Genomic DNA, 24048 nt, shown 5'->3' with positions numbered 1-24048 from the left:
TTAGCGCGTTAGTCTGTCTCCGCATTCTCCCCAATGAACTGCTCAACCACGGCGCCGAAGAGCTTGATGCCCACACCTATGGCCCGCTCATCCACGATGAGATCGCCCATATGCAGGTCATGCTGCTCGCCCTCGCCGGACCAGCAGCCAAGCCGCGCCATGGAACCGGGGACCTTTTCTAGGTACCAGGAAAAGTCCTCGCCGCCGGAGGACTGCGGGGCTTGCACGACGGCCTGCGGGTCGATGGATTGGGCGGCGGAGGCAAGCAGGGCGGTTGCGACGTCGTCGTTAAGCACTGGCGGAACACCGCGGTTATAGGTCAGCTCGTGTTCTACGCCTACCGGCGCGAGGACCTGCTCCACCAGCTCGGTAAAGAGGCTTTGCATATCGCGCCAGATGCCAATATCGGCCGTTCGCATGGTGCCGGTCAGGCTGCCAGTCTCCGGAATGGCGTTCGGGGCATAGCCGGAATTGACCTGGCCAAAGACCAAAACGGTGCCGGTGCGCGGGTCAACCCGGCGCGAGAGCAGCGCGGGTAGCTCGGTGATGACCTTGCCCAAGGCGTAGATGACGTCGGCGGAAAGGTGCGGGCGGGAAGTATGTCCGCCTGGGCCCTTGATATTGAGCTCCACCACGTCGGTAGCAGAAGTAATCGCCCCAGCGCGGATACCGATGCGCCCCACGCGCAGCTTGGGTTCGGCGTGGATGGCAAAAATGGAATGTACTCCCTCCAGCGCGCCCCATTCAATAACATCGGTCGCACCGCCGACCCATACCTCTTCGGCCGGTTGAAAGATGACACGAATGCCCAGCGGAAGATCGTGGACGCGCTGAAAATCCGCCAACGCGCAGGCCAGGCCGAGCGCCACGGTGGTGTGCACGTCGTGGCCGCAGGCATGCATTTTGCCGGGAACCTCAGAGGTATATTCCAGGCCGGTGACCTCCGTGACCGGCAAGGCGTCGATATCGGCGCGGAAGGCCAGCCGGCCTAGCTCCGTATCAGGGCCGATGTCTACCATGAGGCCGGTCTGTGGGAAGCGCTGTGGCTGCAAGCCATAGTCCTGCAAGACGGTGGCCAGGAAATTGGTGGTTTCCACCTCGTGGTTCGCAGTTTCCGGGTGGCGGTGGATATGGCGCCGCCACGCGATGACCTCCGCACGGTGGGCATTAAACCACTCGTTGATGAATTCCGAGATCATCCGCGTGCCTTCCCTGTCATTGAAATACGTCTGGGTGCAAAGTCTACAACTAGACCATGCGGTTCAGTAACTCAGGTGGTGATGCGGGGTGCTCTAGCTCAGGGCGCCATTCCACGTGGCGGCAAACCGACGCCGGTCCACATAGCCTTGCGGGAAGGGCGCGACGTCCTCGGCAACGGCCACCGCGGAATCGGTCAAATGCCCTTCCACCACGTCCCCACCAGCCGGCAGCAACACCGCTGGCGGGATTTCTAGGGCCAAGGCCAGCTTATATACCGTAGACAGCTGCGGATCGGCCATGGCGTGCACGCCATTCTCGTTGCGCTCTAGATTGGAAATTTGGCTGCGAGAGACCCCAGAAATCTCCGCCAGCGCCTGTTGTGAAATCCCCCGACGCTGTCGCACCCGCCGCAATTGTTGCGAAAATCCGTGGCCGTAGCTCGACCACATTAGATGAATGAAACTCATATTCTCCCCCTGGAAAGTGCGGTCGCCTTTCCAGGGAGAAGATTACCTTAAAGGTCGATATTGCGCGGACCGTAGAGGCGGTCACCAGCATCGCCCAAGCCCGGCACGATATAGGCATCCTCGTTGAGCGAAGGATCGATAGCGGCGGTGACTAGGCGCACCGGCAGATCGGATTCAGCCAGCGCATCCACACCCGGCTGCGCCGAGACCATGCAGATGGCGGTGATATCGGTGGCGCCGCGGCCAGCGAGCAGGCGCAATGCGTGCAGCAGGGAACCACCGGTGGCCAGCATTGGATCCACCACGAACACCGTACGGCCGGTCAGGTCCTCCGGCAATGCCTCCAGGTACGGCACCGGCTCGTGCGTCTCTTCGTTGCGGGCCATGCCAATGAAGCCGACCTGCGCATCCGGAATCATAGACAGGGCCGGGTCCACCATGCCCAGCCCGGCGCGGATGATCGGCACGATGATGGGCGGGTCCTGCAGGCGGGTTCCCTGTGCGGTAGAAACCGGGGTGGCGCAGTCGAAGTTCTCCACGGCAAGGTCGCGGGATGCTTCATAGACAAGCATGGCGCCCAAGTCTTTCAGGGCGGCGCGGAAAGCGGAGTTATCGCTGCGCGCATCGCGCATGAGGGTAAGGCGGGAGGCGGCAAGCGGGTGGTCTACTACGTGGATGTCCATGACCACCACTTTAAACTTTTTGGGAACCAAATGGGCCATCGGGCAGTCCAATAGGGCATGAGACCTTTCACGATCGATACTGACTATGCCCGCCACCTCGCCCGCGACCTGCACGCCCAGTCCCAAGTGGAGAATCCGCCCCATCCAATTTTGCCTGAAGATTCCGCATTCACAGCTTTCAATGAGGCCGTGCATGCCGCTCTCGATAATGTGGGCGCGCGAATGAGCGTGCTGCGCAACGATATGGGGCAGGTTGCCCACTCCGGTTTCCAGATGTCGCGCGAGGCAGAAGACACCGATGCCTCGCTAGGCCAACGCCTTGGGGCGGCGATGTAGATGCTTGATACCGCGCTTAAGCAGATTGCCGCCATGCAACCGGCGCAGCTTCCGGAGGTTGAGCTTCCTCGCGTGCCGGATCTCTCCGCCGCCGAGCCTTTGGCCGCCATCGCCCACGGCAATCCCGCTCCCCTACTCGAATCGGCGAAAAATATCGATCTCGATAATGCAACCATCTCTGCCGCGCTCAGCCAGGCCCGCACCTTGGTAGCGGGTACCATCCGGGATCTGGTGGGCATCGCTACGCAGCTGGTGCGCCAGGCCCTGCCCACCGCGCTGGGTTTCCTGTCGCTGGATCCGTCGGCGCGTGCCGCCGCTCTGGCTCAGCTGCGTGCGCTTATCTCCCAGCACTTGGGCATGGCCACTGCCCGTGTGCAGCGCCTGGTGGGCGATCTCAGCGCGGCCGCTCAGTCCTTGCAGCCGGTAGCGCAGCGGCCGGTGCACTCCGCGCTTGCCGACGCCCCCGTAAGCCCCACCGGCGCCCAGCAAGCCTCCGCTTTTCCTGCACAATCTGCGGCGGGCGATGAGGCCGGCGCCGATGCTGCCCCACACGACGCGCCTTCTCCCCCGCCAGAGCCTTCTGCCGAGGGTGGTTCGGCCGCCGGGCAGGCCGCGGTCGCGGCGGCGAAGAGCCAAGTGGGCCAGCCCTACGTATGGGGCGGCACCGGAAACGGCGGCTTCGATTGCTCGGGCCTTACCCAATGGGCGTATTCGCAAGCCGGGGTGGACTTGCCTCGCACAGCAGACCAACAGGCCATTGGTCAGCAGGTCAGTGCGGATCAATTGCAACCCGGTGACCTGGTGGTATGGGACGGGCACGTGGCAATGTATTCCGGCAATGGCGAAATCGTGGAGGCCGGTGATCCGGTGCAAACCAACCCGCTGCGCACCACAAATATGGGCATGCAATTCAAAGGCTTTTGGCGTCCCACGGCTTAAGGCCGGTGCGCTCTCGCGCGCTGCTTAGGGCGTTGGGTAGACTAAAACGCCATGAGCACCCGCGCAATTGTACCTGTAAAGCTCTCGCTGACCGAGGGCGATTTTTATACCCTCTGGGCACCCAAGTGGCGCCAACATGGCTCCGACTGGCAGGCCTTTTTGGGCGACGACGAGGCCGTCCTCGCCTTTAACTCGCCCGCCGAGCTGCTGTGCTTCGTGGAGTCTGGCACCAAGCACGATTTGCTGGACCACCCGCAGTGGGACCAGTTTGCCGGCCGCGATGCGGACCGCGTTACCCCGGCTGAGCGGAATGAATATGATCTCATCGGCATGCCGGAAGCGCTGGCTGGTCGCCCGAGCCACCGGAACGTATCCACGGTGGCCCGCAACCTGGAGATGGCCTCCGCGCTTGCCGACGTCGCCGGGGCAGAGCACACCACCATCTTCTTCGCCTCCCACTCCATCTTGCGCAATGTCTCCCGCGGCGCCGACCACTACTCCGGCGAACAGGGCATGAGCGAGTGGTCCGGTGTGGGCCACGTCATCGCCGGCAACTGGAAGAAGGTCATCGAGGACCTGGATGAGCACGTCCGCGTGGTCTCCAGCGATGACTTTGATGCGGCCAAGGTTTCCGATGCCAAGGAGCGCATCTCTTCTGCTGCTGCCGCCTCCGCTGCAGCGGCCAAGGAAGCCGAAGAAAAGCGCAAGGCCGCCGCCGAGGCCGCTGACCCGTACGATAACTCCCCGTGGGCTGCCGCCGGCATCGATCCCATCAAGATCACCGCGCAGTCCAAGTCCGTCTACACCCTCCGCACCTACCTAGACGGCAAGCCCATCTTCTTGGGCAAGTGGGGCGAAATTTTCACCTTCGACTCCCCGAAGACGCTCGTGCGCTGGATTATAGACAATGATGACCACGACCTAGCCCGCGTATCCACCTGGGAAGAGGTTGTTGCCGCCGCTAATGCCGGCGAGCTAGAAATTCAGGTCCACCCGGATAACCAGTACTCCTTCAATGGCATTGTGCGCGATATCGAAAAGGGCCCAGAGGCCGTCGATTCCGATCAGATGGCACGCTGCTATGAGGTATGCGCCGATGCCGCCGACTGGGCCGGCGACGATTCCATTAACTCCTATATGCTGGCTCACCCCCGCCTGCAGGACTACTTGGGCTACATGCTCGGCTCCACCGAACACGCCGGCTATGTGCCTTCCAAGCCATATAACGAGCACGCCGAGTCTTGGAAGGGCTTGGAAGACATGCTCATCAAGCGCTTCTCCAAGTTCTAAACCCGCACGGTTCGCACGGCCTCGCCCGCGCGTGGCATCAGCCGCCTCGACTTTCCTCCCCACTCACAGCAGGCGGGAGGAGAAGGGGGCGGCTTTGTGCGTCTAGTCGCCGCGTGCTTCTTGCTCTTGGCGTCGGCTCCGGTCGCGCATGTATTTATCGAAAAGCAGCCACACGACAAAGACGCTGAGGCCAACAATGGATCGGCCCAGGGTACCTATCCCAAAGACCCCGCCCAGAATCAGGCCGAGAACAATCAGGCTGGCGAAAGTTACGACCCACGACACGTGCGTGTTGTAGTTCATCGCTTGACCTCCCTGAGTACGTGGCCTTAAAGGTGACGGCGAAGGTGGTCAATGAGGGCGTCGATAAGCTCACGCGATTGAGGCGCTTTGGGTTTAATCTGGTCGAAGCCGTGATAGGCACCGGCCCACACGTCGAGAGTCGTATCCACACCGGCCGCATCGAGGGCCTGGGCAAAAGCCACGGATTCATCGCAGAAAAGGTCGATGCCACCGACCCCGATCCACGTCGGCGGCAAGCCGGAAAGGTCACTGCGCGTGGCTGGCGAAGCATAGGGCGGCACGTCGACATCCAAATGGTCGTTTCCCAAATACATGGACCACGCGCCGCGGTTCGGGCCCGCCGTCCAGATGAATTGGCCCACCGCACCGGACTTATCCGTGGTGCGGTGATCGAGCATGGGATAGACCAAGCCGAGCGCGCGGACCGGATGGCCCTCATCAAAGGCACGCTGCACCAGACCCGCGGCGAGGCCGCCGCCGGCGCTATCGCCGGCGACCGCGATGCGCGAGGTATCCCCGCCCAGCTTATCGCCGTGTTCTTGCACCCAGCGCAGCGCCGCGTAGCACTCATCGTGGTCCGCGGGGAATGGTTCCTGGGTGGATTTGTGGTAGCGCGGAGCCACCACGATGGCACCGAGTTCGGCCGCCATGCGAGCATTTTGCGGGTCATACATTGCCGGACCACCAATGAGATGGCCGCCGCCGTGCGTCCACACCACCACGGGGCGCGGCCCAGCATTGGCTACGCCCTGGGCATCGTCGCGTGGGGTAAGCACGCGAGCGCTAAAAGCATGGCCAGCGAAGGACGCGGAAAACTCCGTGACGTCCACCGCGTGCCGCATCGGGCGGGAAAAGTCGATGCTGGCAAAGAAGCGGCTGGCGCGGGCAAAGGTGGCGTCGGGAAGCAGATGCATTGGCAGGTACAGAACCGGGCTGCGCAACCCCGGTGCCACCTCGCGCAGGTACGGCCGGCGGCTGAGCGCATACGCCGCCATGCCCGCTACCCCAACCACACCGGTCAGGGCAGCCCCGGCCTTGAGGACTTGCGAAACGCGCATTTAGAAATCGCGCAGAATGCGCTGTGCCAGCGGCTCGGAGGAAGCCGGGTTCTGGCCGGTGTAGAGGTTGCGATCCACGATGACGTTCGGGGACATCGGATCGGTCTCCTGGTAATCCGCGCCGAGCTCACGCAGGCGGGTCTCCAGCGCCCACTTAGCGGCGGCAACCATCTCCTCGCCTTCCTCTGCATTGCTAAAGGCGGTCATCTTGTAGCCCTTGAACGGCCAATTCTCGTTATCCAAGGCCAATAGCGCGGCTGGGGCATGGCAAACGAGGCCGAGCGCGCGGCCGGAATCCATGCGCGCCTGAATAAGCTTTGCAGAATCCTGATCGTAGGCAAGATCCTCCATCGGCCCGTGGCCTCCCGGGTAGAAAATGAGGTCATAGTCTTCCTCATTGATATCCGCCAGGTTCATCGGGTTCTCTAGCGCTACGCCCAACTCTGCCAAGTAATTTTCCTGCGCCATGCGCACGTTATCTGGCAGCACCTCCAGGCTGTACTCATCTACGACGGGAGCCTTCGCCCCCGGGGTGGCGAAGTGGATATCCCAGCCTGCGCCCTGGAAGACGCGGTGCGGGGCAATAAGCTCCTCGGCCCAATAGCCGGTTGGGCGCTTGGTGCCATCGGCCAGTGTCCATTCCTCAGCAGCGGTAACAACAAAAAGTACGGAAGGCATGTAATTCTCCTTTAATCGTTTCTATTCTTCAGCGGCGTCTGCAGCATCTGCGAGGGACTCTTCCGTGTCCGGGCCAGCAAGCTCCGGATCAGATAGTTCCTCGTATGCTGGCAAGATAACCGTTTCTAGCAGATGCTGCCGTAATTCCTGGTCAGCGAAAGAATTCTCCACCGCTTTGACGGTAAGATCGAAAAATTCCTCCAGCCCGTAGCCAAAAGTCTCACTCAGCGCGAGGAACTGCTTGGTCAAGGTAGTCGCGCCCGAGGAAATGGTGCAGGTAAAACCCAGCTGTTGCAGCAGTGGCAGTGGGTGGTCGGTCAGCTCCTCGGCCTCCTCCAGTGGGGTAAAGACCAGGGGAATATGACGGTCGCGGATGTAGCCAGAGGCCTTACCCGGCACGATGCCTTCAATATTCGCAGTGAAGTCATCGATCATATTCACCGGGTGGATAAGGCGGTTCACGCCGGCCTGGGCGGCGCGCTCTACTTCTGCAAAGTCCTCGCCCACGTGAATCTGGGTGGGCAGGTATGCGGCGCGGAAGTCTGCGGCCGCGTCCGCTTGGTCCTGGGGCAGGTTGTAGCCCACCACGGGGGCGTCGTCAGGCACTACTGCCTCAGGGGCCGTGCCGGCGAGGACGAGGCGGAAGTCGAGGGAAGAAATGCGGGCTACACCGGCGGCTTCGACAACCGCGGCAGCGTCTAGGCCGATCTCTGCTGGATCCAGGTGCAGTTCCGCATAGACCACACCATCGGCGGCCAAGGCTTCGTAGCGCTCGCGGATGGTCGCGGTAAGTTCCTCCGGCGTGGCGGCCGTGGAGTTAATAGTCTCAAAGAGGGAGACCTTAGGCAGCTTGGCCACCACGTCGGCGGCGGAGTCCTTGTTTTCAGGGCTAATCAAAGGCGCGTCATGCATGCGTCCCATCGTAGGCACGGGCCTAAGATGTGTCATGTCATGAAAAGAAATATCGCTAGTTCTCTCGTTGCCGTCCTGCTCAGCGGCGCACCGCTCGCGCTGGCGGAAGAGCCGGAAACTCCGACCACCACGCGTACCGCCGCCCCGGATACCGATAAGTGCCCGCACGCCGAGCGCCCGGAAAAGGCCACCACCACCTCAGAGCGCCTCGCTCCTGGGCAGGCCTCCCCGACCCCGCTGCCGCCGGTGCATAGCGATGAGGCCTGCGGCACCACCCTGCCCGAAGGGTTCAAGGTGGATAAGGATGTGGTGGCTGCGGCGTGGATGGTCTCCGATATCGACACCGGCGAAATCATCGCGATGAAGGACCCTAACGGCCGCTACCGGCCGGCCTCCATCATCAAGGCGCTGCTGGCGCTGGTGGTCATCGACGAACTGGATCTGCTCCAGAAGGTCGAGGTGGGCGAAGAATCGGCACAGATTGATGGCTCAGCGGTAGGCATCGGCCCGGGCGGCACGTACACGGTGGAACAGCTTTTGCAGGGCTTGCTCATGGCCTCTGGCAACGATGCCGCGCACGCGCTGGCACAGGAATTGGGCGGCGACGAGGCCACGCTGCGCAAGGTCAATGAGAAGGCGGCCGAGATCGGCACGAATTCCACTTATGCGGCCAGCTACTCCGGGCTCGATGCCCCGGGCATGTCTACCTCGGCCGAGGACATTTCCCGCATTTACCGCGCGGCCTTCCATAACCCGACCTTCGCGCGGATTGTGGATACAGAGTCCGTGGAGTTCCCCGGCTGGGGCGACCTTGATGGTTACCAATTAGGCAACGATAACGGGCTCTTCCTCAATGATCCGGATGGCATTGGCGGCAAGACGGGCTTTACCGATGACGCGCACCATACTTTCGTCGGCGCGCTTGACCGCCATGGCCGGCGGCTGCAGGCGGTGCTGCTCGATACCACCGTGGAGCACGGCCCGCGCGCGTGGGAGCAAGCCCAAAAGCTGCTGCACGAGGCCTATAAGGTGCATCCCGGTGACGGTGTAGGGCAGTTGCTTGCCGACGTCCATTCCGACGCCGACTCCCCTGCGTCCCCCGCGGCAACGCCGGCGCCCGATGCCCAGGCGCAATCCGCGAACTCTTCCTTGGACGGGGTGCAGGGCTGGCTCGGCTGGGTTATCGCCGGCGCCGTAGTGTTGCTGGCTATTTGCGTGGGTGCTTTTTCACTACTTCGGCGTTAGCCCACTCATCGTGGGTGCCGCGGCGGTTATTCTTCTCCGAAATAGTGCAGGCGTGCACGCCGGCGCCCACCCAGCTGGCGAACGTACCCGGGCCCGGCACGATATTGACTAGGCGCCACCACTGGCGCTTAGCGGACTGGGTGAGAGTAAGCCGCTCCTTGGTGTCGACATCGCGCACCGTGTAGCCCATCAGCAGCTTGGCCGGGCTGGCGCCGAGCCAACACTCAGTGCCCAAGGTGTAGAGCAGCAAGATGATAGCGCCGCCAATGAACGTCGAAAGCTCATCAACGCCACCAGAGAGCAGCGCGCCGCCGAAGCTGCCGCTAATGAGCGAAAAGAAAATGAGGTCCAAAATGGCCATGCCGATGCGCGCATCTTGACCGGCACGCTGGCTAATTTCAGGCGCTGGGTGCTGTACCAGCGGTGCGGGGACGGCAGCGTTCGCCGTTGCCGGCGGGAATGGATTGTGCTGCGGGGCAAAGGGATTGCGCGCATACGGCGACCCGTAGGGGCTCGCGGTCTGCGCAAATCGCGGTTCCTGCTGAGCGTGACGCCCCGGCCCGGCCGCCTGACCGGGCTGGAAGGACTGGGCTTGCTGCTGGGTTTGCTGTGGCCGCGGGTTCCACTGCCCTACCGCACCCAGCTGTCCGAGGTCTCCCCAGGTGGGGCGCACTCCCGCCGCGCACGCCTTATCGTATTCGGACCGCTTTGCAGCAGAGCCTAAGACGCTGGCAGCGATGCGCAGCTGCGCGCGCCGCGGATCTTCAATGTCTTGGCCTTGCTGCTGCAGCAGCACATCCTTGGACTCCAACAAGACTAAAAGCTCGTGCTCGCCATCGCGGCGATCTAGTCCCCATTTCTCATAAAGATTCGGTGCGATGTCATTGGCATTCATAATGCTCCATCTTAAAGCCCACTGGCAGCGGCGGCCTCACCCCTAAGGAGGAGATTTTACTTACGGCGCAACAAGCTCCATGCGCCCACGGCCGCGGCGCCTACAGCGGCGCCAACGCCGAAGGTCGCACCTGCAGGCGCGCCTTCCTTGACCTCGTTGCGGACGCGAATAACGGCCGGCTCTGGGACCGGCGGGTGAGCGTACTTCAGGGACTCGGCGGTGGTGGCGGTCCACGCGGAGACGTACAGCACCACGCGCCAGATTAGGTACATGACCACCATGAGCACGATGACCGGGCCGAAGACCGCGCCGGCCGGGCTGCCGGTAGCAGAGGACATGATGACCGTAGACAGCTGCTTAAGCAGCTCGAAAGCGACGGCACCGATGGCTGCGCCGATAAGGCCGGACTTCTTCGGCACCTTGGTGCGCGGCAGGATCATAATCAGCCACCACATAACGATGAAGTTCGCCACGAGGCCCACAGCCAAGCCGACAAAGAAAATCACCAAGTCCATGCCCGAGAAGGACTCGATTCCTACGCGCTCAAAGATCTTCTGGGTAAGGCCGGAGGACCCGGCAGCGGTCACACCAAAGGCGATGAGGAACGCCACGATAAGGCCAATGAGGCCCACCAGGTCAGACAACTTCTTCTTCAAGAAGGAACCGCCCTCGTTGGCATCGATGCCCCACATCGCCGAGATACCGATGCGCAGGTTATTCATCCATCCCAGGCCGGACCACAGGGTGGTCAAACCACCGATACCGAACATGGCGCCGCGTTGGTCAATGGCGGTATCGAGGATTTTGTTAACCGTATCGCCCATATCGCCATCGATAGAACTGGTGATATGGGATTGCAGATCATTGAGCAGGTCCTCGCGGTTAGCCAAGACGGCGGCGACGGTGGCCACGATCAGCATGGCAAGCGGGAAGATGGAGAGCACCGAATAATAGGTGATGCCGGCGGCAAACTGGTTGCCGCCTTCGGCACCGTAGCGCTCGTTCATGCGCATGAGGTGGTCAACGAATCCGGACTTGGAGCGAATCTTATCTACCGCACCGGGATCGTCGGCATTGGCGCGTTCGATGCCGTAGTGGTCCGTCTTCTTCGAGGAGGATTGCGTGGTGGTAGGCACGTGCTTCCCTTCTTGCTCGCACAGTTTTTATCTCACCTAGAGTAACTGGCAGATGCCCACTTGTCCCTTTGTGGGGTGGGGTGCGGGGGAAGCGGCTGCTTGCTACTTGCGCAGGCGGGGAAGGAAGCCGACCTTTTCATAGACGGCGTCGACAAGCGGCTGGGCAATCTCTTGTGCCGTCTCCGCGCCCTGCGCCAGGATGCGCTCGAGCTCGCCGCGGTCCGCCATCAACTCGTCATAGCGCGCCTTGAGCGGAGTGGTAAATTCCTGCAGCGCGTCGGCGGTATCGACCTTGAGGTGGCCGTAGCCCTGGCCGGCGTACTTTTCCACCAAGGAATCGATGGATTCACCGGTGAGCGCGGACTGGATGACCAGCAAATTGGAGACACCCGGCTGCTTGTCGCGGTCGAAGGCCACCGAGCCCAAGTCATCCGTCACGGCGGACTTGATGCGCTTGGCCGAGGTCTTCGGCGCATCAAGCAGGTTGACCAGGCCCTTCGGGTTGGCGCCGGACTTAGACATCTTGGAGGTCGGCTCCTGCAGGTCATAAATCTTTGCCGCACCCTCCGGGATGAATGGCTCCGGTACCTTGAAGGTCTCGCCGTACTTATTGTTGAAGCGCTCGGCCAGATTACGGGTCAGCTCCAGGTGCTGGCGCTGATCCTCGCCCACCGGCACATAATCCGGCGAGTAGAGCAAGATATCGGAGGCCATGAGGATCGGGTAGGTAAATAGGCCCACCGAGGTGCGATCCGAGCCCTGCTTGGCGGACTTATCCTTGAACTGGGTCATGCGGGAGGCCTCGCCAAAACCGGTGAGGCACTGCAGTACCCAGGTCAGCTCCGCGTGGGCGGGCACGTGCGACTGCACGAAGAGCGTGGACTTTTCCGGATCAATGCCCAAGGCAATGAGCTGTGCGGCACCCGCGATGGTGCGGTTGCGCAGCTCCTCCGGATTTTGCTCCACGGTGATCGCGTGCAGGTCAGGGATGAAGTAGAAGGCGTCATAGCCGTCCTGCAGGTCAATCCACTGCTTGAGCGCTCCCAGGTAATTACCCAGGTGATAGGAATCAGCGGTGGGTTGGATACCGGACAGGACGCGGGAAACGGTGGAATTGTCTGCAGTCATGGTGCCTTATCCTACCCCTTAGCCTCGCCGCGCGGTTCACATCCTTCCCCGGCGCCGCCTGAGCGAGGGATCGAAAAATCCCCTACCCGTAGGGCAGGGGAAGCGGCGCAAGGACTTAAATCTTGCGGGAGGTGGGGCTAACAACATCCATAAAGATGGCAAAGCCCGCAACCATCAGCGCGCCGCCCACGCCCATCAGCACGATGGGGCCGAGGAAAGCGAAGGACGGACCAACAACGGTCCACCACCAGATGCTCAGGCCGAGGATTACAGCGCCGAGAACGAAAGAAATAATTGCGCGAGCCATGAACTCTCTCCGTTGCAGATTACTGAATTTTTTGACTTACCTATACTAGCACTACTGCTTGTGTTTGGGTGCCTTGCGCTTGCCGACGTCCCCCTTATTAAAGCTCCACTGCTGCTCCACGTTTACTCCCCGTGCCCCTGGCGAGTGCCGGCCGCTCGGCCGCGTAATCGACTGCTGCTTCGGCCGGCGCGCGATGCGGTTGCTCGATATATCGCTGTAGTCCGTTCCTTCAGCCGCCGTAGCAAACGCTCGAGACTTTTTCCTAAACGTCCGGCTCAAGGGGCGGCTAAGCGGCCGAGTCAGCGGGCGCGTAATGGGGCTGGCATAGCGCGTGGCCGCGCCCGCCTTGCGCTTGGCCTTGCGAGCGCCATCGCGCACAATGCGCGCGGACAAACGCAGGCGCGGGTCCATCTGCTGCTCGGCATCGCGATATTCAAAGACGGGTAGGCCTTTCTTGAAGTAGATCGCGGCCAAGCGGGCGATGAAACACACAGAGGCGGTAATAATCGCGCTCGGTTCCTCAGCCAAGCCGCCGTGGTAGAGCGCCATAAATAGCGCCGCGGCCAACAGCGAGATGGCGGCATAATACTCGCCGGAAAAGACCAGCGGAATGCGATCTGAAAGCAGGTCACGCAGCACGCCACCAAAGACGCCGGAAATCACCGCAGACACCGAGGCAATAATGAACCCATGTCCCAGGTGGACCGCGATTTGGGTGCCCAGCACCGAAAAGACCGCAAGACCTAGGGCATCCAAGATGAGGAAGAGGTGGCGGAAATAGTGCATGAGGAAGGACATGCCCACCGTCACCACGGCCGCCACGATGACGATCACCAAATAGATGGGGTGCTCAACCCAGGTAAAGGGAGGATCATCGAGGATCATATCGCGCACCGTGCCGCCGCCCAGCGCCGTCATGGAGGCAATCATGGTGACGCCAAAAAGATCGAGCTTTTGGCGGCCAGCGGACAATGCGGCGGTCATGGACTCGGCCGTAATACCAACTACATACAGGACGCTAAATAGTGGCGTCATCAGCGGTACTCCACCAGCAGTGGGGAATGGTCGGACCAACGCTGCTCCACGGTAGGGGCCTTATCCACCCAGGTGCGCTGCGCGCGCTCCAGCATCGGGCGGGTGGCCGCCTGGTAATCGATGCGCCACCCAGCGTTGTTATTAAATGCCTGGCCACGGTAGGTCCACCAGGTATAAGGACCATCTTCTTCTGGGTGCAGGCGGCGGGCGACGTCGAACCACTGCGGATCTGCGGCCGGGGACCACGGCTCGCCGCCGGCGTACTCGACTACGCCCTGCCACTGCCCCAGGTTCTTCTTCTCTTGCGGCTTGTCATCCGGGAACGCGCCAAAGACGTGGTCCATGAAGGCGCGCTCCTCCGGCAGGTGGCCGGCCTTCTTTTCGTTGGCCTTATTATTTTTCAGGTCCTGGGCGCGGTGGCAGATATTCCAGTCGCCGCCGATGACCATGTCGGCCGGGCTGCCATCAGGATTCGTGCGCGCCGCGTTCTCCGCCAGCACCTCCTGGAACTCATCCAAGAAGCGGTACTTTTCATCCAACTTCGGCGAACCGGTATCGCCGGAAGGCAGGTATAGGGAGGCGACGCGAATGTCGCGGGTGGTAGCGGCGATCCAGCGGCCGGCGTCGGTAAAGGAGCCGAAGCCCACTTCGACGTCGGCAAGCGGGGTGCGGGACAAGATGCCGACGCCGGCGCGGCCCTTTGCGGCGGCGTCGGCAAGAGCTAAGTGCCAGCCCGCTTCTAGGGCTGGGGCCAGGGCCTTTTCGGCTTGCTCCGGGGTTGCGCGCACTTCTTGCATGAGCACGATATCGGCCGGGGTCTCCTCTAGCCAGGCGTTCATACCGGGGTTATTTTCATTGCGCTGCTTGCACGCAGCGCGGATTCCATTGACGTTTACGCTCGCGATGGTAAGGGTCATGCCAACAGCATATCGGTCCGCCTAGGCGCGGCGAGCAAGGCGCTTTTTATCCCACATCGTCGCAGCCCATACCAGGCACCCCGCCGCCGCCAGGCTGGCACCCGCCAGCGCCGGGGCGGAGTAGCCCAAGCCGGCACCCACCACGGCGCCGCCAATGGTCGCACCGGCCGCGTTTGCGATGTTCAGCGCGGACTGGTTAAGGGCTGCGGCCAAAGTCTGGGCGTCGCCAGCCACATGCACCAAGCGCAGCTGCAGCGAAGGCACCAGGGTAGAGCCCATAAACGCCACGCAGCCAAAGCACAAGGTAGCGGGGATGGCATTGCCGGAGAGGAAGTAGAAGGCCGTCAGGATAACGATGAGACAGGCCAAGGCAAAGATAATGCCAAACTCCAGATTGCGGTCAGCCAGCCAGCCGCCAAAGGCATTGCCGATGGTCATGCCGATGCCATAGGCCATGAGCACCACCCAGATGAGGCTCTGGTCCATGCCGGCGACCTCGGTCATGGTCCACGAAATATAGGTATAGACGGAGAACATGCCACCAAAGCCGACCACGCCCATGATGACGGTGAACCACACCTGGCTGTTTTTGAACGCACCAAATTCGGTGCGAATATCGGTCTGCTTCATTTCCGTCATGTGCGGCATCAGGAAGAACAACGCAATGGCGGTGACGATACCCAAGGCCACGACCACTAGGTAGGCCGCCTGCCAGCCCAGCGCGGAGCCGAGGGCTTGGGCGGCCGGTACACCAATCACCGTGGCGATGGCTAGGCCCATGCCCACATAAGCCATGGCCTTGCCGCGGCCGCCTGGGGGCGCCATGGATGCGGCAGAAAGGTTAGCCACGGAGAAATAGGCGCCGTGCGGCATGCCCGCGATGAAGCGCGCAATCATGAGGATGGCGTAATTCGGCGCCAAGACCGAGAGGAGGTTACCCACCACGAGGAAGCCGATGAGCAGCAAGATCAGGCGGCGGCGCGGCAGCTTACCGGTAAAAGCCGCAATCAGCGGGGCACCGACCACCACGCCCATCGCATAAATGGTGATGAGCGTGGAGGCGTTTTCTTCCGAAATGCCAAAATCATCCGCGATGAGCGGCAGCAGTCCCATAGACACGAACTCCGTGGTGCCGATGGCAAACGCGCCCAAGGCCATGGCCACCATGACGATGGCGCGTCGGCGGGCGGTGATCTCCGTTTGCAACGGCAGCGGACGGCGGCGAATGCGGTGTTCGTGTGCGCTGCGCGGGCTTAGCTCATCGATGATTTTCATGGAGAGTGAGGGTACACCCAGTGCGCGCCTGCAGCATGCCCGCAGCGGGGGCTCGTGAATATCTCCACCCCACCCATGCACGGGTGATGATTACCACGCAACCCTTTTCAAGGGGCGACACATGGGGGATCACTTTCAGCAAACTGACCCACATGCCGCCCACAAAATCGGTAATCTGGGCACTTGAACAATTTTCCAACGTTATATAGGAGAATCATGGCAAAGATTACGTGGACCCGTACCGATGAGGCGCCGCTGCTGGCGACCTACTCCCTCAAGCCCATCGTGGAGGCCTTCGCTTCCACCGCTGGCATCGACGTGGAAACCCGCGATATCTCGCTGGCCGCCCGCATCGCCGCGCAGTTCCCGGAGCGCCTGACCGAGGAGCAGAAGGTCGAGGACGCCTTGGCGGAGCTGGGCAAGATGGCTAAGACCCCGGAAGCAAATATCATCAAGCTGCCGAATATTTCCGCTTCCCTGGTGCAGCTGAAGAAGGCCATCGCCGAGCTGCAGGCCGCCGGTTACGATCTGCCTGATTACCCGGATAATCCTTCCACCGAGGAAGAAAAGGACATCGCCGCCCGCTATGACTCCGTCAAGGGCTCCGCTGTTAACCCGGTGCTGCGTGAGGGCAACTCCGACCGCCGCGCACCGGAGGCCGTGAAGAACTTTGTGAAGAAGCACCCGCACCGCATGGGCGAGTGGTCCAAGGACTCCAAGACCAACGTTGCCACCATGGCGGACAACGACTTCCGCCACAATGAGAAGTCCGTCATTCTGGAAAACGAGGACACCCTGTCCATCGTCCTCAAGACCGCCGATGGCGAGCAGACCCTGCTGCCGGAGCTGCCGGTTCTCAAGGGTGAGGTCATCGACGGCACTTTCATGTCCGCCAAGGCCCTGGATGAGTTCCTCCTCGCACAGGTCAAGCGCGCTAAGGAAGAGGGCGTGCTCTTCTCCACCCACCTGAAGGCCACCATGATGAAGGTCTCTGACCCCATCCTCTTCGGCCACGTCGTCCGCGCCTTCTTCGCCGATGTTTATGACAAGTACGGCGAGGAGCTGCTGGCTGCCGGCCTCAACGGCGAGAACGGCCTAGGCGCTATCTACGAGGGCCTGAAGAACCTGGACAACGGCGAAGAAATCAAGGCTGCTTTCGACGCCGCGCTTTCCGACGGCCCCGACCTCGCCATGGTCAACTCCCACAAGGGCATCACCAACCTGCACGTGCCTTCCGACGTCATTATTGACGCCTCCATGCCTGCCATGATCCGCACCTCTGGCCACATGTGGAATAAGAACGACGAAGAGCAGGACACCCTCGCCGTTATCCCGGATTCTTCCTACGCCGGCGTCTACCAGGCCGTTATCGAGGATTGCAAGGAAAACGGCGCCTTCGACCCGACCACCATGGGCACCGTGCCAAACGTTGGCCTCATGGCGCAGAAGGCCGAGGAGTATGGCTCCCACAACAAGACCTTCAAGATCCCGGCTGCGGGCACCGTTGAGGTTCGCAACTCCCAGGGCGAGGCCCTCATCTCCCACGACGTGGAGGAAGGCGATATCTGGCGCGCTTGCCAGACCAAGGACGCCCCGATCCAGGACTGGGTCAAGCTCGCCGTCAACCGCGCTCGCCTGTCCGGCATGAAGACCATCTTCTGGCTCGACCCAGAGCGCGGCCACGACCGCAATATCAAGTCCCTGGTGGAAAAGTACCTTAAGGACCACGACACCGAGGGCCTGGACATCTCCATCGAGGATCCGGTCACCGCTACCAAGACCTCCATCGAGCGCATCCGCCGCGGCGAAGACACCATCTCCGTGACCGGCAACGTGCTGCGTGACTACAACACGGACCTCTTCCCCATCCTCGAGCTGGGCACCTCCGCCAAGATGCTGTCTGTAGTTCCGCTCATGGCCGGCGGCGGCCTCTTCGAGACCGGTGCGGGCGGCTCCGCCCCGAAGCACGTCCAGCAGGTAGAAGAAGAAAACCACCTGCGCTGGGATTCCCTCGGCGAATTCTTGGCTCTGGCCGAGTCCTTCCGCCACGAGAAGCAGACCAACGGCAACGAGAAGGCCGGCGTCCTGGCCGCCACCCTGGACAAGGCCACCGAGCGCCTGCTCAATGAGGGCAAGTCCCCGTCCCGCAAGGCTGGCGAAATCGACAACCGCGGTTCCCACTTCTTCCTGGCTACCTTCTGGGCCGAGGAGCTGGCTAACCAGACCGATGATGCCGATCTCGCCGCTGCGTTCAAGGACGTGGCTTCCCAGCTGTCCTCCCAGGCAGACGAGATTGCCCAGGCGCTTGTCGACGCCCAAGGCAACCCCGCCGACCTCGGCGGCTACTACTGGCCGAATGACGAGAAGACCTCTGCCGTCATGCGCCCAGTTGCTCAGTTCAACGAGATCATCGACGGCCTGAAGAAGTAAGTCTTCACAGGCGAATGCCGCCCCGCAGCGTTTATCGATTCGCTGCGGGGCGGCTTTGGTGTGTCTGCGTGCCTAGAAGCTGTCGAGCCAGGCGGCGTGCACGCGGGCGTCGCCATTTTCTTCTGGGTGGAAGCTCAGCGCCGTCACGCGGCCCTGGCGCACGCCGACCACCGCGTCGCCGTTTTCACCCGGCACCGTCGCGATGACCTCGACGCCCTCGCCCACGCGGGTGACCAGCGGGGCACGAATGAAACTCGCCGCAATGTCGAGCGTTTCCTCGCCCGCCGTCACAGGCACCGTGCGCTCTTCGGAAAAGCGCTGGTTGCCAAAGGCATTACGCCGCACGGTCACGTCTAACAGCCCCAGGGTTTGCTGCCCCGGCGCGGGGTTATCGAGCTCGCGGGCGCAATAGATAAGCCCCGCGCAGGTCGCGAGAACCGGCATTCCTGCGGCCGCGGCGTCGCGCAGCGGCTCGGCCAGCCCGAAGCTGCGCGCCAGCTTGTCGATGACACTCGACTCGCCGCCCGGAATCACCAACCCGTCGAGCCCGTCCAAGTCGCGCGGCACCCGCACCCGGCGCGTCGCCACACCGAGCACGTCCAGAATGCGCAGGTGCTCCTCGACGCCGCCCTGCAGCGCCAGCACCCCGACGGTGGCTACCATCCGCGCTCGGCCAGGCGGTGCGGTGCAGGCACGTCGTTGACGTTGATGCCCACCATCGCCTCGCCCAGGCCGCGGGAAAGCTTGGCGAGCTCAGCGGGGTCGTCGTAAAGCGTGGCGGCCTTCACGATGGCTTCCGCGCGCGCTGCTGGATTGCCGGACTTGAAGATGCCGGATCCGACAAAGACACCTTCGGCGCCCATCTGGCGGACAAGGGCGGCGTCGGCAGGCGTGGCCACGCCACCAGCCACGAAGAGTACAACCGGGAGCTTGCCGGTCTCCGCAACCTCTGCAACCAAATCGTACGGCGCCTGCAGCTCCTTGGCCGCGACATAGAGCTCGTCTCGATCCAGGTGGCGCAGGCGCGCGATTTCCGCCTTAATGGTGCGCAGGTGCTTCACGGCCTCGGAGACGTCGCCGGTGCCGGCCTCTCCCTTGGAGCGAATCATGGCCGCGCCCTCGGTGATGCGGCGCAGCGCCTCGCCCAGGTTGGTGGCGCCGCACACGAACGGCACGTCGAAGTCCCACTTATTGATGTGGTTGACGTAATCGGCCGGGCTGAGCACCTCGGACTCGTCGATGAAGTCCACGCCCAGCTCGCCCAGGATCTGCGCCTCTACAAAGTGGCCGATGCGGGCCTTGGCCATGACCGGGATGTCCACGGCCTCGACGATGCCCTCGATAAGCTCCGGGTCAGACATGCGGGCCACGCCGCCCTGCGCGCGGATATCGGCCGGCACGCGCTCCAGCGCCATCACGGCCGACGCTCCCGCATCTTCCGCAATGCGCGCCTGCTCCGGCGTGACGACGTCCATGATGACGCCGCCCTTCAACATATCGGCCAGTCCTCGCTTCACGCGCGTGGTAGCGCGTCCTTGTTCATTTACCTGTTCAGTCATAGGTGCCATAGTGACCCACACAAGTGGTACAAGACAAGAGCCATTTTCAGCGTGTTGGATTAGACCACTTATGATGGGCCCGTGCCCCTTCGCCTCGATCCCTCTGATACGCGGCCGCTGCCCGTGCAAATCGCCGCCGCCTTGCGCGCCCAGGTTGCCGCCGGCGTCCTCCTGCCCGGCGAGCGCGCTCCCTCGACCCGCCACTTGGCTTCGCAGCTCGGCATTTCCCGAGGCAGCGTGGTCACCGCCTACGACCAACTCACTGCCGAGGGCTACCTCACCGCAGAGGTCGGCTCCGGCACCGTCATCAACCCGCTACTCCCCCACGCGCGTGCCCCGCGGCCGGAGCCGGCCCCCACACCCGCCGCCGAGCCCGAGCTGGTGTCGCTGACCCCCGGCCTTCCCGACACCGCCGGCATCCTCACCCCTGAATGGAGGGCCGCCTGGCGTGCAGCAGCCGTCGACCCCTCCGGAGATCTGCCCCGCGAGGTCGCCGCCCACCTGCGCCACATGCGCGGGCTCACCGTGGACCCAGCCTGCGTGCTGATCACGGCCGGCGCCCGCGACGGCCTCTCCGTTCTCCTGCACTCCCTCGGTCGCCAGCTGCGCGTGGGCGTGGAATCCCCCGGCTACCCCAGCCTGCGCCGCGTGCCCCACGCCCTCGGCCACACGTTGATGGAAATCCCCACCGACCCCGACGGCGTCACCGTGCCCGCGGCCAATCTCGACGCCCTGATCGTCACCCCCAGCCACCAATACCCCTACGGCGGCTCGCTGCCCGCAGCCCGGCGCGCCGAACTCGTCGAATGGGCCCGCGCACACGACGCCCTCCTCATCGAGGACGACTTCGACTCCGAACTGCGCTACGTCGGCCAGCCACTGCCCGCCCTAGCCGCGCTCGCCCCGGAACACACCGTGCTGCTGGGTACCTTCTCCTCGGTCATCTCCCCCTCGATTGCCTGCGGCTACCTCGTCGTTCCACCGCGCCTGCGCCCGGCCGTTGACCGCGTACGCGATATCTTCGGCCAACCCGTCGGTGCCATTCCCCAGGCCGCGCTCGCCCACTACCTTGCCAGCGGCGCTTTACGGCGCCACACCGGCCGCATGCGCCGCACCTATAAACGCCGCCGCAACCTAGTGGCCGAAACGCTCGGCACCATCGAAGGCGCACAACTCCTCCCCATCCACGGTGGCCTCCACGCGGTATTGCTGTGCGACCCGGCTGTGGTCCCCCGCGCCGCCGCCCGCGGCATTAAGCTCACCCCGCTGCGCGACTATTGGGGCGGCGCCGACGCCGAAGACGGCGTCGTCCTCGGCTTCGGCCACCTCAGCGACTCCGAGCTGCGCACGAGCCTCACCGCGGTCGCGGCCGCATTAGGCGAGTGATACCGTAGCCCCAAAGACCATAAAAGAAAGGTGATAAATGTCCCTCGGCCCGCTTGAATTTCTACTCATACTCATTCCGTTCCTCATCCTCGCCGGAATCATCGCCATCGTGGTCAAGCTCGTGCGCAATAGCAACGAAACTCGTGCAAACACCCGCCGCATTGCCGATCAGCTCGAGGAACAAAATCACCACCCGTAGAAACTCTTAGCCACGAGGCCACGTGCGCTGCCGCGAAAGCCCCGCCGTGCGCCTTCCGACGCCCACATAAAACTCGAGACTGACCGCTTAGTCTATTTTCATTCTCGCTCCTGCCAGCAGGTTTCACTAAACCCGCTCGCAAGACATACCGCTTGGTCTAGTCTTGCCAAGCATGACGACGAAATACGATAACTCCAATTCCGACTGGTCCTTCGCTACCCGCTCCGTACACGCGGGCCAAAACCTCGATGGGCACCACAATGCCCGCAACGTGCCGATTTACCAGACCACCTCCTACGTCTTTAACGACGCCGAGCACGCGGCCAACCGCTTCAATCTTTCCGACGCCGGCCCCATCTACACCCGCCTGACCAACCCCACCCAGGACGCGCTGGAAGAGCGCCTCGCTTCCCTCGAGGGCGGCGTCGCGGCCGTCGCCTTCGCTTCGGGACAAGCTGCCGAAACCGCGGCCATTTTGAACCTCGCCTCGGCCGGCGACCACATCGTGACCTCCCCGCGCCTCTACGGCGGTACCTCCACCCTCTTTACCGTCACACTCAAGCGCCTAGGCATCGACGTCACCCTCGTCGAGGACCCGGATGACCCGCAATCCTGGCAGGATGCCGTCCAGCCGAATACCAAGGCCTTCTACGGCGAGACCTTTGGCAACCCCGTGGCCGATGTCCTCGATATCCCGGCCATCGCCGAGGTCGCCCACAACAACCAGGTCCCGCTCATCGTGGATAACACCATCGCCACCGCCGCCCTCGCCCGGCCGCTGGACCTCGGCGCGGACATCGTCGTGGTGTCCACCACCAAGTTCTACACCGGAAATGGCTCGGCCATCGGCGGCGCGATTATCGACGGCGGCTCCTTCGACTGGACCGTCACCCGCAACGGCGAGCCCGTATTCCCCTACTTCGTCACCCCGGATGAGGCCTACCACGGCCTGAAGTACGCCGATCTCGGAGCCCCAGCCTTCGCGCTCAAGGCCCGCGCCGGCCTGCTGCGCGATACCGGCGCCGCCATCTCCCCCTTCAACGCCTGGCTGACGCTGAATGGAATCGAGACGGTGGGGCTGCGCGTCGAAAAGCACAATGCCAATGCCCAGGCCGTTGCCGAGTACCTGGAAGGCCACGCCAAGGTCACCAAGGTCAACTACGCCGGCCTGGATTCTTCGCCGTATAAGGCCACCAAGGAAAAGCTCGGCTACGCCTACACCGGCTCCGTGCTCTCCTTCGACATCGACGGCGGCCGCGAGGAAGCCTGGGCGTTTATCGACGCCCTCAAGCTCCACTCCAACCTCGCCAATATCGGCGATACCCGCTCCCTGGCCGTGCACCCGGCAACCACTACGCACTCCCAGTCCGACGAGCCTGCGCTTGCCGCGGCCGGCATCACCCAGTCCACCATCCGTCTGTCCGTTGGCATCGAGCACATCGATGACATCATCGCGGACCTCGAGCTGGGCTTTAGCGCGCTGGCATGAAGCTAGTTAGCATCGGCGACTTCCACACCGAAGCCGGCGCCACGCTTGCCGACGCCCACATTGCCTACCACCGCTTCGGCCACCTCCTCGGCGATCCCCACGGCCGCAATAACGTCATTGTGGTTGAACACGCCTTGACCGGTGATTCGAATGTGGCCGAGTGGTGGGCCGATCTGGTCGGCCCCGGCAAGGCGCTAGATACGACGAAGTGGTGCGTTATCGCCACCAACGCACTGGGCGGCTGCGGCGGCTCCACCGGCCCTGCCTCCCCGCACCCAGACGACGGCCGCGCCTGGGGCTCGCGCTTCCCCGCGCTGTCGGTGCGCGACCTCGTTGCGGCCGAGCGCGCCGCGCTCCGCGAGCTCGGCATCACCCACGTCCACGCCATCATTGGCGGCTCGATGGGCGGCGCGCGCACGCTGGAGTGGACGCTGATGCACCCCGAGGCCGTTGATGCGGCTTGCGTCATTGCCGTATCGGCCCGCGCTTCCGCCTGGCAGATTGGCATCCAGTCGGCGCAAATCGCGGCCATCGAGCAGGATTCCTTCTGGCATGGCGGCGACTACTACGCCTCCGCGCAGCGCCCACGCGAGGGGCTGGCGGCCGCGCGTCGCATTGCACACCTGACGTATCGCGGCGAGCAGGAAATCGACGAGCGCTTCGGTGTCCAGGCCCAGACCGGCGAGAACCCGCTCGGGCCCTACCGCCGCCGCAATGAGCGCTTTGCCGTCAATTCCTACCTGGACTACCAGGGCACCAAGCTGGCCGATCGCTTCGATGCCGGTTCCTATGTCACCCTCACCGAGGCGCTCAACCGCCACGATATCGGCCGCGGCCGCGGCGGCCTCAACCGCGCGCTGGGCTCGTCCAAGGTGCCAACGATGGTCGTCGGCGTGGACACGGATATCTTGTATCCGTACCATCAGCAAGAACACATCTCGCGCAATCTGGGAAATCTGTTGGCGATGGCGAAGGTTGTCTCCCCAGTGGGCCACGATGCCTTTCTTACCGAGTCACGCCAGATGGATCGCATCTTGCGAAACTTTCTCGCCCTTTCCCAACCGGACCCGCGCATCGATTCTGCGGCCGGCGATCCGACTGAGTACACGATTTAAGAACCCGCCAAGTCTGGGATCGCCAAAGCCGCGCAGCGCGCACTAGCGATAAGCGGTGCGGCACGC

At 63.0% G+C, this 24048-nt stretch carries 25 protein-coding genes; 9 read left to right on the top strand and 16 right to left on the bottom strand.

Translation table 11 applies throughout. The features are described 5' to 3' along the window. Window positions 1-8 precede the first annotated feature (8 nt). The 3 genes from QP915_RS02405 to upp all read right to left on the bottom strand — a co-directional run bounded on the left by QP915_RS02405 (window position 9) and on the right by upp (window position 2350). Window positions 9-1199, bottom strand: a complete 1191-nt coding sequence (locus QP915_RS02405; RefSeq protein ID WP_284767840.1) for an amidohydrolase — start codon at window positions 1197-1199, stop codon at window positions 9-11. Window positions 1200-1292: 93 nt separating this feature from the next. Continuing rightward, entirely contained in the window at window positions 1293-1667 is a 375-nt protein-coding gene (locus QP915_RS02400; RefSeq protein ID WP_250412699.1) for a helix-turn-helix domain-containing protein, read from the bottom strand. Window positions 1668-1714: 47 nt separating this feature from the next. Continuing rightward, entirely contained in the window at window positions 1715-2350 is a 636-nt protein-coding gene (gene upp, locus QP915_RS02395) for a uracil phosphoribosyltransferase (RefSeq protein ID WP_049378022.1), read from the bottom strand. Window positions 2351-2407: 57 nt separating this feature from the next. Between upp and QP915_RS02390 the strand changes: the two genes are divergently transcribed. Genes QP915_RS02390 through QP915_RS02380 form a run of 3 tightly spaced genes read left to right on the top strand, consistent with a single transcriptional unit; the run spans window position 2408 to window position 4915 of the window. Further along, window positions 2408-2686 (top strand): chemotaxis protein, encoded by a 279-nt coding sequence (locus QP915_RS02390; protein ID WP_284767835.1) that lies wholly within the window; start codon window positions 2408-2410, stop codon window positions 2684-2686. Then, window positions 2687-3625 carry a C40 family peptidase gene (locus QP915_RS02385; RefSeq protein ID WP_284767833.1) on the top strand — a complete coding sequence of 313 codons (939 nt, stop codon included), beginning with the start codon at window positions 2687-2689 and terminating at the stop codon, window positions 3623-3625. Between the two features lie 51 nt (window positions 3626-3676). Further along, the gene (locus QP915_RS02380) at window positions 3677-4915 is read left to right on the top strand and encodes a SatS C-terminal domain-containing protein (RefSeq protein WP_284767832.1); all 1239 of its coding nucleotides are present in this window, start codon (window positions 3677-3679) and stop codon (window positions 4913-4915) included. A 102-nt stretch (window positions 4916-5017) separates the two neighbouring features. Here the strand turns inward: QP915_RS02380 and QP915_RS02375 are convergent, their stop codons facing one another. From QP915_RS02375 to QP915_RS02360, 4 genes are read right to left on the bottom strand one after another with little or no spacing between them, the layout of a single operon-like run. After that, window positions 5018-5218 carry a hypothetical protein gene (locus tag QP915_RS02375; RefSeq protein WP_239274399.1) on the bottom strand — a complete coding sequence of 67 codons (201 nt, stop codon included), beginning with the start codon at window positions 5216-5218 and terminating at the stop codon, window positions 5018-5020. A 26-nt stretch (window positions 5219-5244) separates the two neighbouring features. Beyond that, window positions 5245-6276, bottom strand: coding sequence for an alpha/beta hydrolase (locus tag QP915_RS02370; protein WP_269954143.1), 1032 nt, complete (start codon window positions 6274-6276; stop codon window positions 5245-5247). After that, entirely contained in the window at window positions 6277-6954 is a 678-nt protein-coding gene (locus QP915_RS02365) for a type 1 glutamine amidotransferase domain-containing protein (RefSeq protein WP_284767828.1), read from the bottom strand. Between the two features lie 21 nt (window positions 6955-6975). After that, window positions 6976-7866 (bottom strand): amidohydrolase family protein, encoded by an 891-nt coding sequence (locus QP915_RS02360; RefSeq protein ID WP_284767827.1) that lies wholly within the window; start codon window positions 7864-7866, stop codon window positions 6976-6978. A 39-nt stretch (window positions 7867-7905) separates the two neighbouring features. Here QP915_RS02360 and QP915_RS02355 point away from each other — a divergent pair, with 39 nt between their 5' ends. Further along, a complete protein-coding gene (locus tag QP915_RS02355; protein WP_284767826.1) occupies window positions 7906-9111 on the top strand; it encodes a D-alanyl-D-alanine carboxypeptidase family protein in 1206 nt (401 codons plus the stop codon). Here the strand turns inward: QP915_RS02355 and QP915_RS02350 are convergent. From QP915_RS02350 to QP915_RS02320, 7 genes are all read right to left on the bottom strand, one after another. After that, window positions 9074-10006, bottom strand: coding sequence for an RDD family protein (locus QP915_RS02350; protein ID WP_284767824.1), 933 nt, complete (start codon window positions 10004-10006; stop codon window positions 9074-9076). The two genes, QP915_RS02355 and QP915_RS02350, sit on opposite strands and share 38 nt — an antisense overlap. Before the next feature lie 56 nt (window positions 10007-10062). Continuing rightward, window positions 10063-11142, bottom strand: a complete 1080-nt coding sequence (locus QP915_RS02345; RefSeq protein ID WP_284767823.1) for a YhjD/YihY/BrkB family envelope integrity protein — start codon at window positions 11140-11142, stop codon at window positions 10063-10065. 102 nt (window positions 11143-11244) lie between these two features. After that, window positions 11245-12270, bottom strand: a complete 1026-nt coding sequence (gene trpS / locus QP915_RS02340; RefSeq protein WP_284767822.1) for a tryptophan--tRNA ligase — start codon at window positions 12268-12270, stop codon at window positions 11245-11247. Window positions 12271-12385: 115 nt separating this feature from the next. Continuing rightward, window positions 12386-12577, bottom strand: a complete 192-nt coding sequence (locus tag QP915_RS02335) for a hypothetical protein (protein ID WP_049378073.1) — start codon at window positions 12575-12577, stop codon at window positions 12386-12388. A gap of 51 nt (window positions 12578-12628) precedes the next feature. Next, a complete protein-coding gene (locus QP915_RS02330; RefSeq protein WP_284767821.1) occupies window positions 12629-13612 on the bottom strand; it encodes a trimeric intracellular cation channel family protein in 984 nt (327 codons plus the stop codon). Further along, on the bottom strand, window positions 13612-14529 hold the full coding sequence (locus tag QP915_RS02325) for an exodeoxyribonuclease III (RefSeq protein ID WP_284767819.1): 918 nt from the start codon (window positions 14527-14529) through the stop codon (window positions 13612-13614). The genes QP915_RS02330 and QP915_RS02325 overlap by 1 nt, the downstream gene beginning before the upstream one ends. 21 nt (window positions 14530-14550) lie before the next feature. After that, window positions 14551-15804, bottom strand: coding sequence for an MFS transporter (locus QP915_RS02320; RefSeq protein ID WP_284767818.1), 1254 nt, complete (start codon window positions 15802-15804; stop codon window positions 14551-14553). Between the two features lie 216 nt (window positions 15805-16020). Here QP915_RS02320 and QP915_RS02315 point away from each other — a divergent pair, with 216 nt between their 5' ends. Then, entirely contained in the window at window positions 16021-18234 is a 2214-nt protein-coding gene (locus QP915_RS02315; protein ID WP_284767816.1) for an NADP-dependent isocitrate dehydrogenase, read from the top strand. A 72-nt stretch (window positions 18235-18306) separates the two neighbouring features. Here QP915_RS02315 and pdxT read toward each other — a convergent pair whose 3' ends face one another. Further along, window positions 18307-18897: a pyridoxal 5'-phosphate synthase glutaminase subunit PdxT gene (gene pdxT / locus QP915_RS02310; RefSeq protein ID WP_284767815.1), complete on the bottom strand. Its 591-nt coding sequence runs from the start codon at window positions 18895-18897 to the stop codon at window positions 18307-18309. Continuing rightward, the gene (pdxS, locus tag QP915_RS02305) at window positions 18891-19793 is read right to left on the bottom strand and encodes a pyridoxal 5'-phosphate synthase lyase subunit PdxS (RefSeq protein ID WP_040424867.1); all 903 of its coding nucleotides are present in this window, start codon (window positions 19791-19793) and stop codon (window positions 18891-18893) included. The genes pdxT and pdxS overlap by 7 nt, the downstream gene beginning before the upstream one ends. Window positions 19794-19874: 81 nt before the next feature. Between pdxS and pdxR the strand changes: the two genes are divergently transcribed. The 4 genes from pdxR (at window position 19875) to metX (ending at window position 23982) form a co-directional block, all read left to right on the top strand. Next, entirely contained in the window at window positions 19875-21179 is a 1305-nt protein-coding gene (pdxR, locus tag QP915_RS02300; RefSeq protein WP_284767814.1) for a MocR-like pyridoxine biosynthesis transcription factor PdxR, read from the top strand. 37 nt (window positions 21180-21216) lie between these two features. Further along, window positions 21217-21378 (top strand): hypothetical protein, encoded by a 162-nt coding sequence (locus QP915_RS02295; RefSeq protein ID WP_239278052.1) that lies wholly within the window; start codon window positions 21217-21219, stop codon window positions 21376-21378. A 172-nt stretch (window positions 21379-21550) separates the two neighbouring features. Next, window positions 21551-22867: an O-acetylhomoserine/O-acetylserine sulfhydrylase gene (locus tag QP915_RS02290; protein ID WP_284767813.1), complete on the top strand. Its 1317-nt coding sequence runs from the start codon at window positions 21551-21553 to the stop codon at window positions 22865-22867. After that, entirely contained in the window at window positions 22864-23982 is a 1119-nt protein-coding gene (metX, locus tag QP915_RS02285) for a homoserine O-acetyltransferase MetX (RefSeq protein ID WP_284767812.1), read from the top strand. Before QP915_RS02290 ends, metX begins: the two co-directional genes overlap by 4 nt. Window positions 23983-24048: the final 66 nt, after the last annotated feature.

The sequence above is a fragment of the Corynebacterium sp. MSK158 genome (genome assembly GCF_030229085.1).
Lineage (GTDB): Bacteria > Actinomycetota > Actinomycetes > Mycobacteriales > Mycobacteriaceae > Corynebacterium.
This window is presented reverse-complemented; position numbering and strand designations above follow the sequence as displayed.

Coding starts and splice junctions, on each gene's coding strand:
- QP915_RS02405 (WP_284767840.1), bottom strand. CDS start 1,199: ATGATCTCGGAATTCATCAACGAGTGGTTTAATGCCCACCGTGCGGAG.
- QP915_RS02400 (WP_250412699.1), bottom strand. CDS start 1,667: ATGAGTTTCATTCATCTAATGTGGTCGAGCTACGGCCACGGATTTTCG.
- upp (WP_049378022.1), bottom strand. CDS start 2,350: ATGGACATCCACGTAGTAGACCACCCGCTTGCCGCCTCCCGCCTTACC.
- QP915_RS02390 (WP_284767835.1), top strand. CDS start 2,408: ATGAGACCTTTCACGATCGATACTGACTATGCCCGCCACCTCGCCCGC.
- QP915_RS02385 (WP_284767833.1), top strand. CDS start 2,687: ATGCTTGATACCGCGCTTAAGCAGATTGCCGCCATGCAACCGGCGCAG.
- QP915_RS02380 (WP_284767832.1), top strand. CDS start 3,677: ATGAGCACCCGCGCAATTGTACCTGTAAAGCTCTCGCTGACCGAGGGC.
- QP915_RS02375 (WP_239274399.1), bottom strand. CDS start 5,218: ATGAACTACAACACGCACGTGTCGTGGGTCGTAACTTTCGCCAGCCTG.
- QP915_RS02370 (WP_269954143.1), bottom strand. CDS start 6,276: ATGCGCGTTTCGCAAGTCCTCAAGGCCGGGGCTGCCCTGACCGGTGTG.
- QP915_RS02365 (WP_284767828.1), bottom strand. CDS start 6,954: ATGCCTTCCGTACTTTTTGTTGTTACCGCTGCTGAGGAATGGACACTG.
- QP915_RS02360 (WP_284767827.1), bottom strand. CDS start 7,866: ATGCATGACGCGCCTTTGATTAGCCCTGAAAACAAGGACTCCGCCGCC.
- QP915_RS02355 (WP_284767826.1), top strand. CDS start 7,906: ATGAAAAGAAATATCGCTAGTTCTCTCGTTGCCGTCCTGCTCAGCGGC.
- QP915_RS02350 (WP_284767824.1), bottom strand. CDS start 10,006: ATGAATGCCAATGACATCGCACCGAATCTTTATGAGAAATGGGGACTA.
- trpS (WP_284767822.1), bottom strand. CDS start 12,270: ATGACTGCAGACAATTCCACCGTTTCCCGCGTCCTGTCCGGTATCCAA.
- QP915_RS02335 (WP_049378073.1), bottom strand. CDS start 12,577: ATGGCTCGCGCAATTATTTCTTTCGTTCTCGGCGCTGTAATCCTCGGC.
- QP915_RS02330 (WP_284767821.1), bottom strand. CDS start 13,612: ATGACGCCACTATTTAGCGTCCTGTATGTAGTTGGTATTACGGCCGAG.
- QP915_RS02325 (WP_284767819.1), bottom strand. CDS start 14,529: ATGACCCTTACCATCGCGAGCGTAAACGTCAATGGAATCCGCGCTGCG.
- QP915_RS02320 (WP_284767818.1), bottom strand. CDS start 15,804: ATGAAAATCATCGATGAGCTAAGCCCGCGCAGCGCACACGAACACCGC.
- QP915_RS02315 (WP_284767816.1), top strand. CDS start 16,021: ATGGCAAAGATTACGTGGACCCGTACCGATGAGGCGCCGCTGCTGGCG.
- pdxT (WP_284767815.1), bottom strand. CDS start 18,897: ATGGTAGCCACCGTCGGGGTGCTGGCGCTGCAGGGCGGCGTCGAGGAG.
- pdxS (WP_040424867.1), bottom strand. CDS start 19,793: ATGACTGAACAGGTAAATGAACAAGGACGCGCTACCACGCGCGTGAAG.
- QP915_RS02295 (WP_239278052.1), top strand. CDS start 21,217: ATGTCCCTCGGCCCGCTTGAATTTCTACTCATACTCATTCCGTTCCTC.
- QP915_RS02290 (WP_284767813.1), top strand. CDS start 21,551: ATGACGACGAAATACGATAACTCCAATTCCGACTGGTCCTTCGCTACC.
- metX (WP_284767812.1), top strand. CDS start 22,864: ATGAAGCTAGTTAGCATCGGCGACTTCCACACCGAAGCCGGCGCCACG.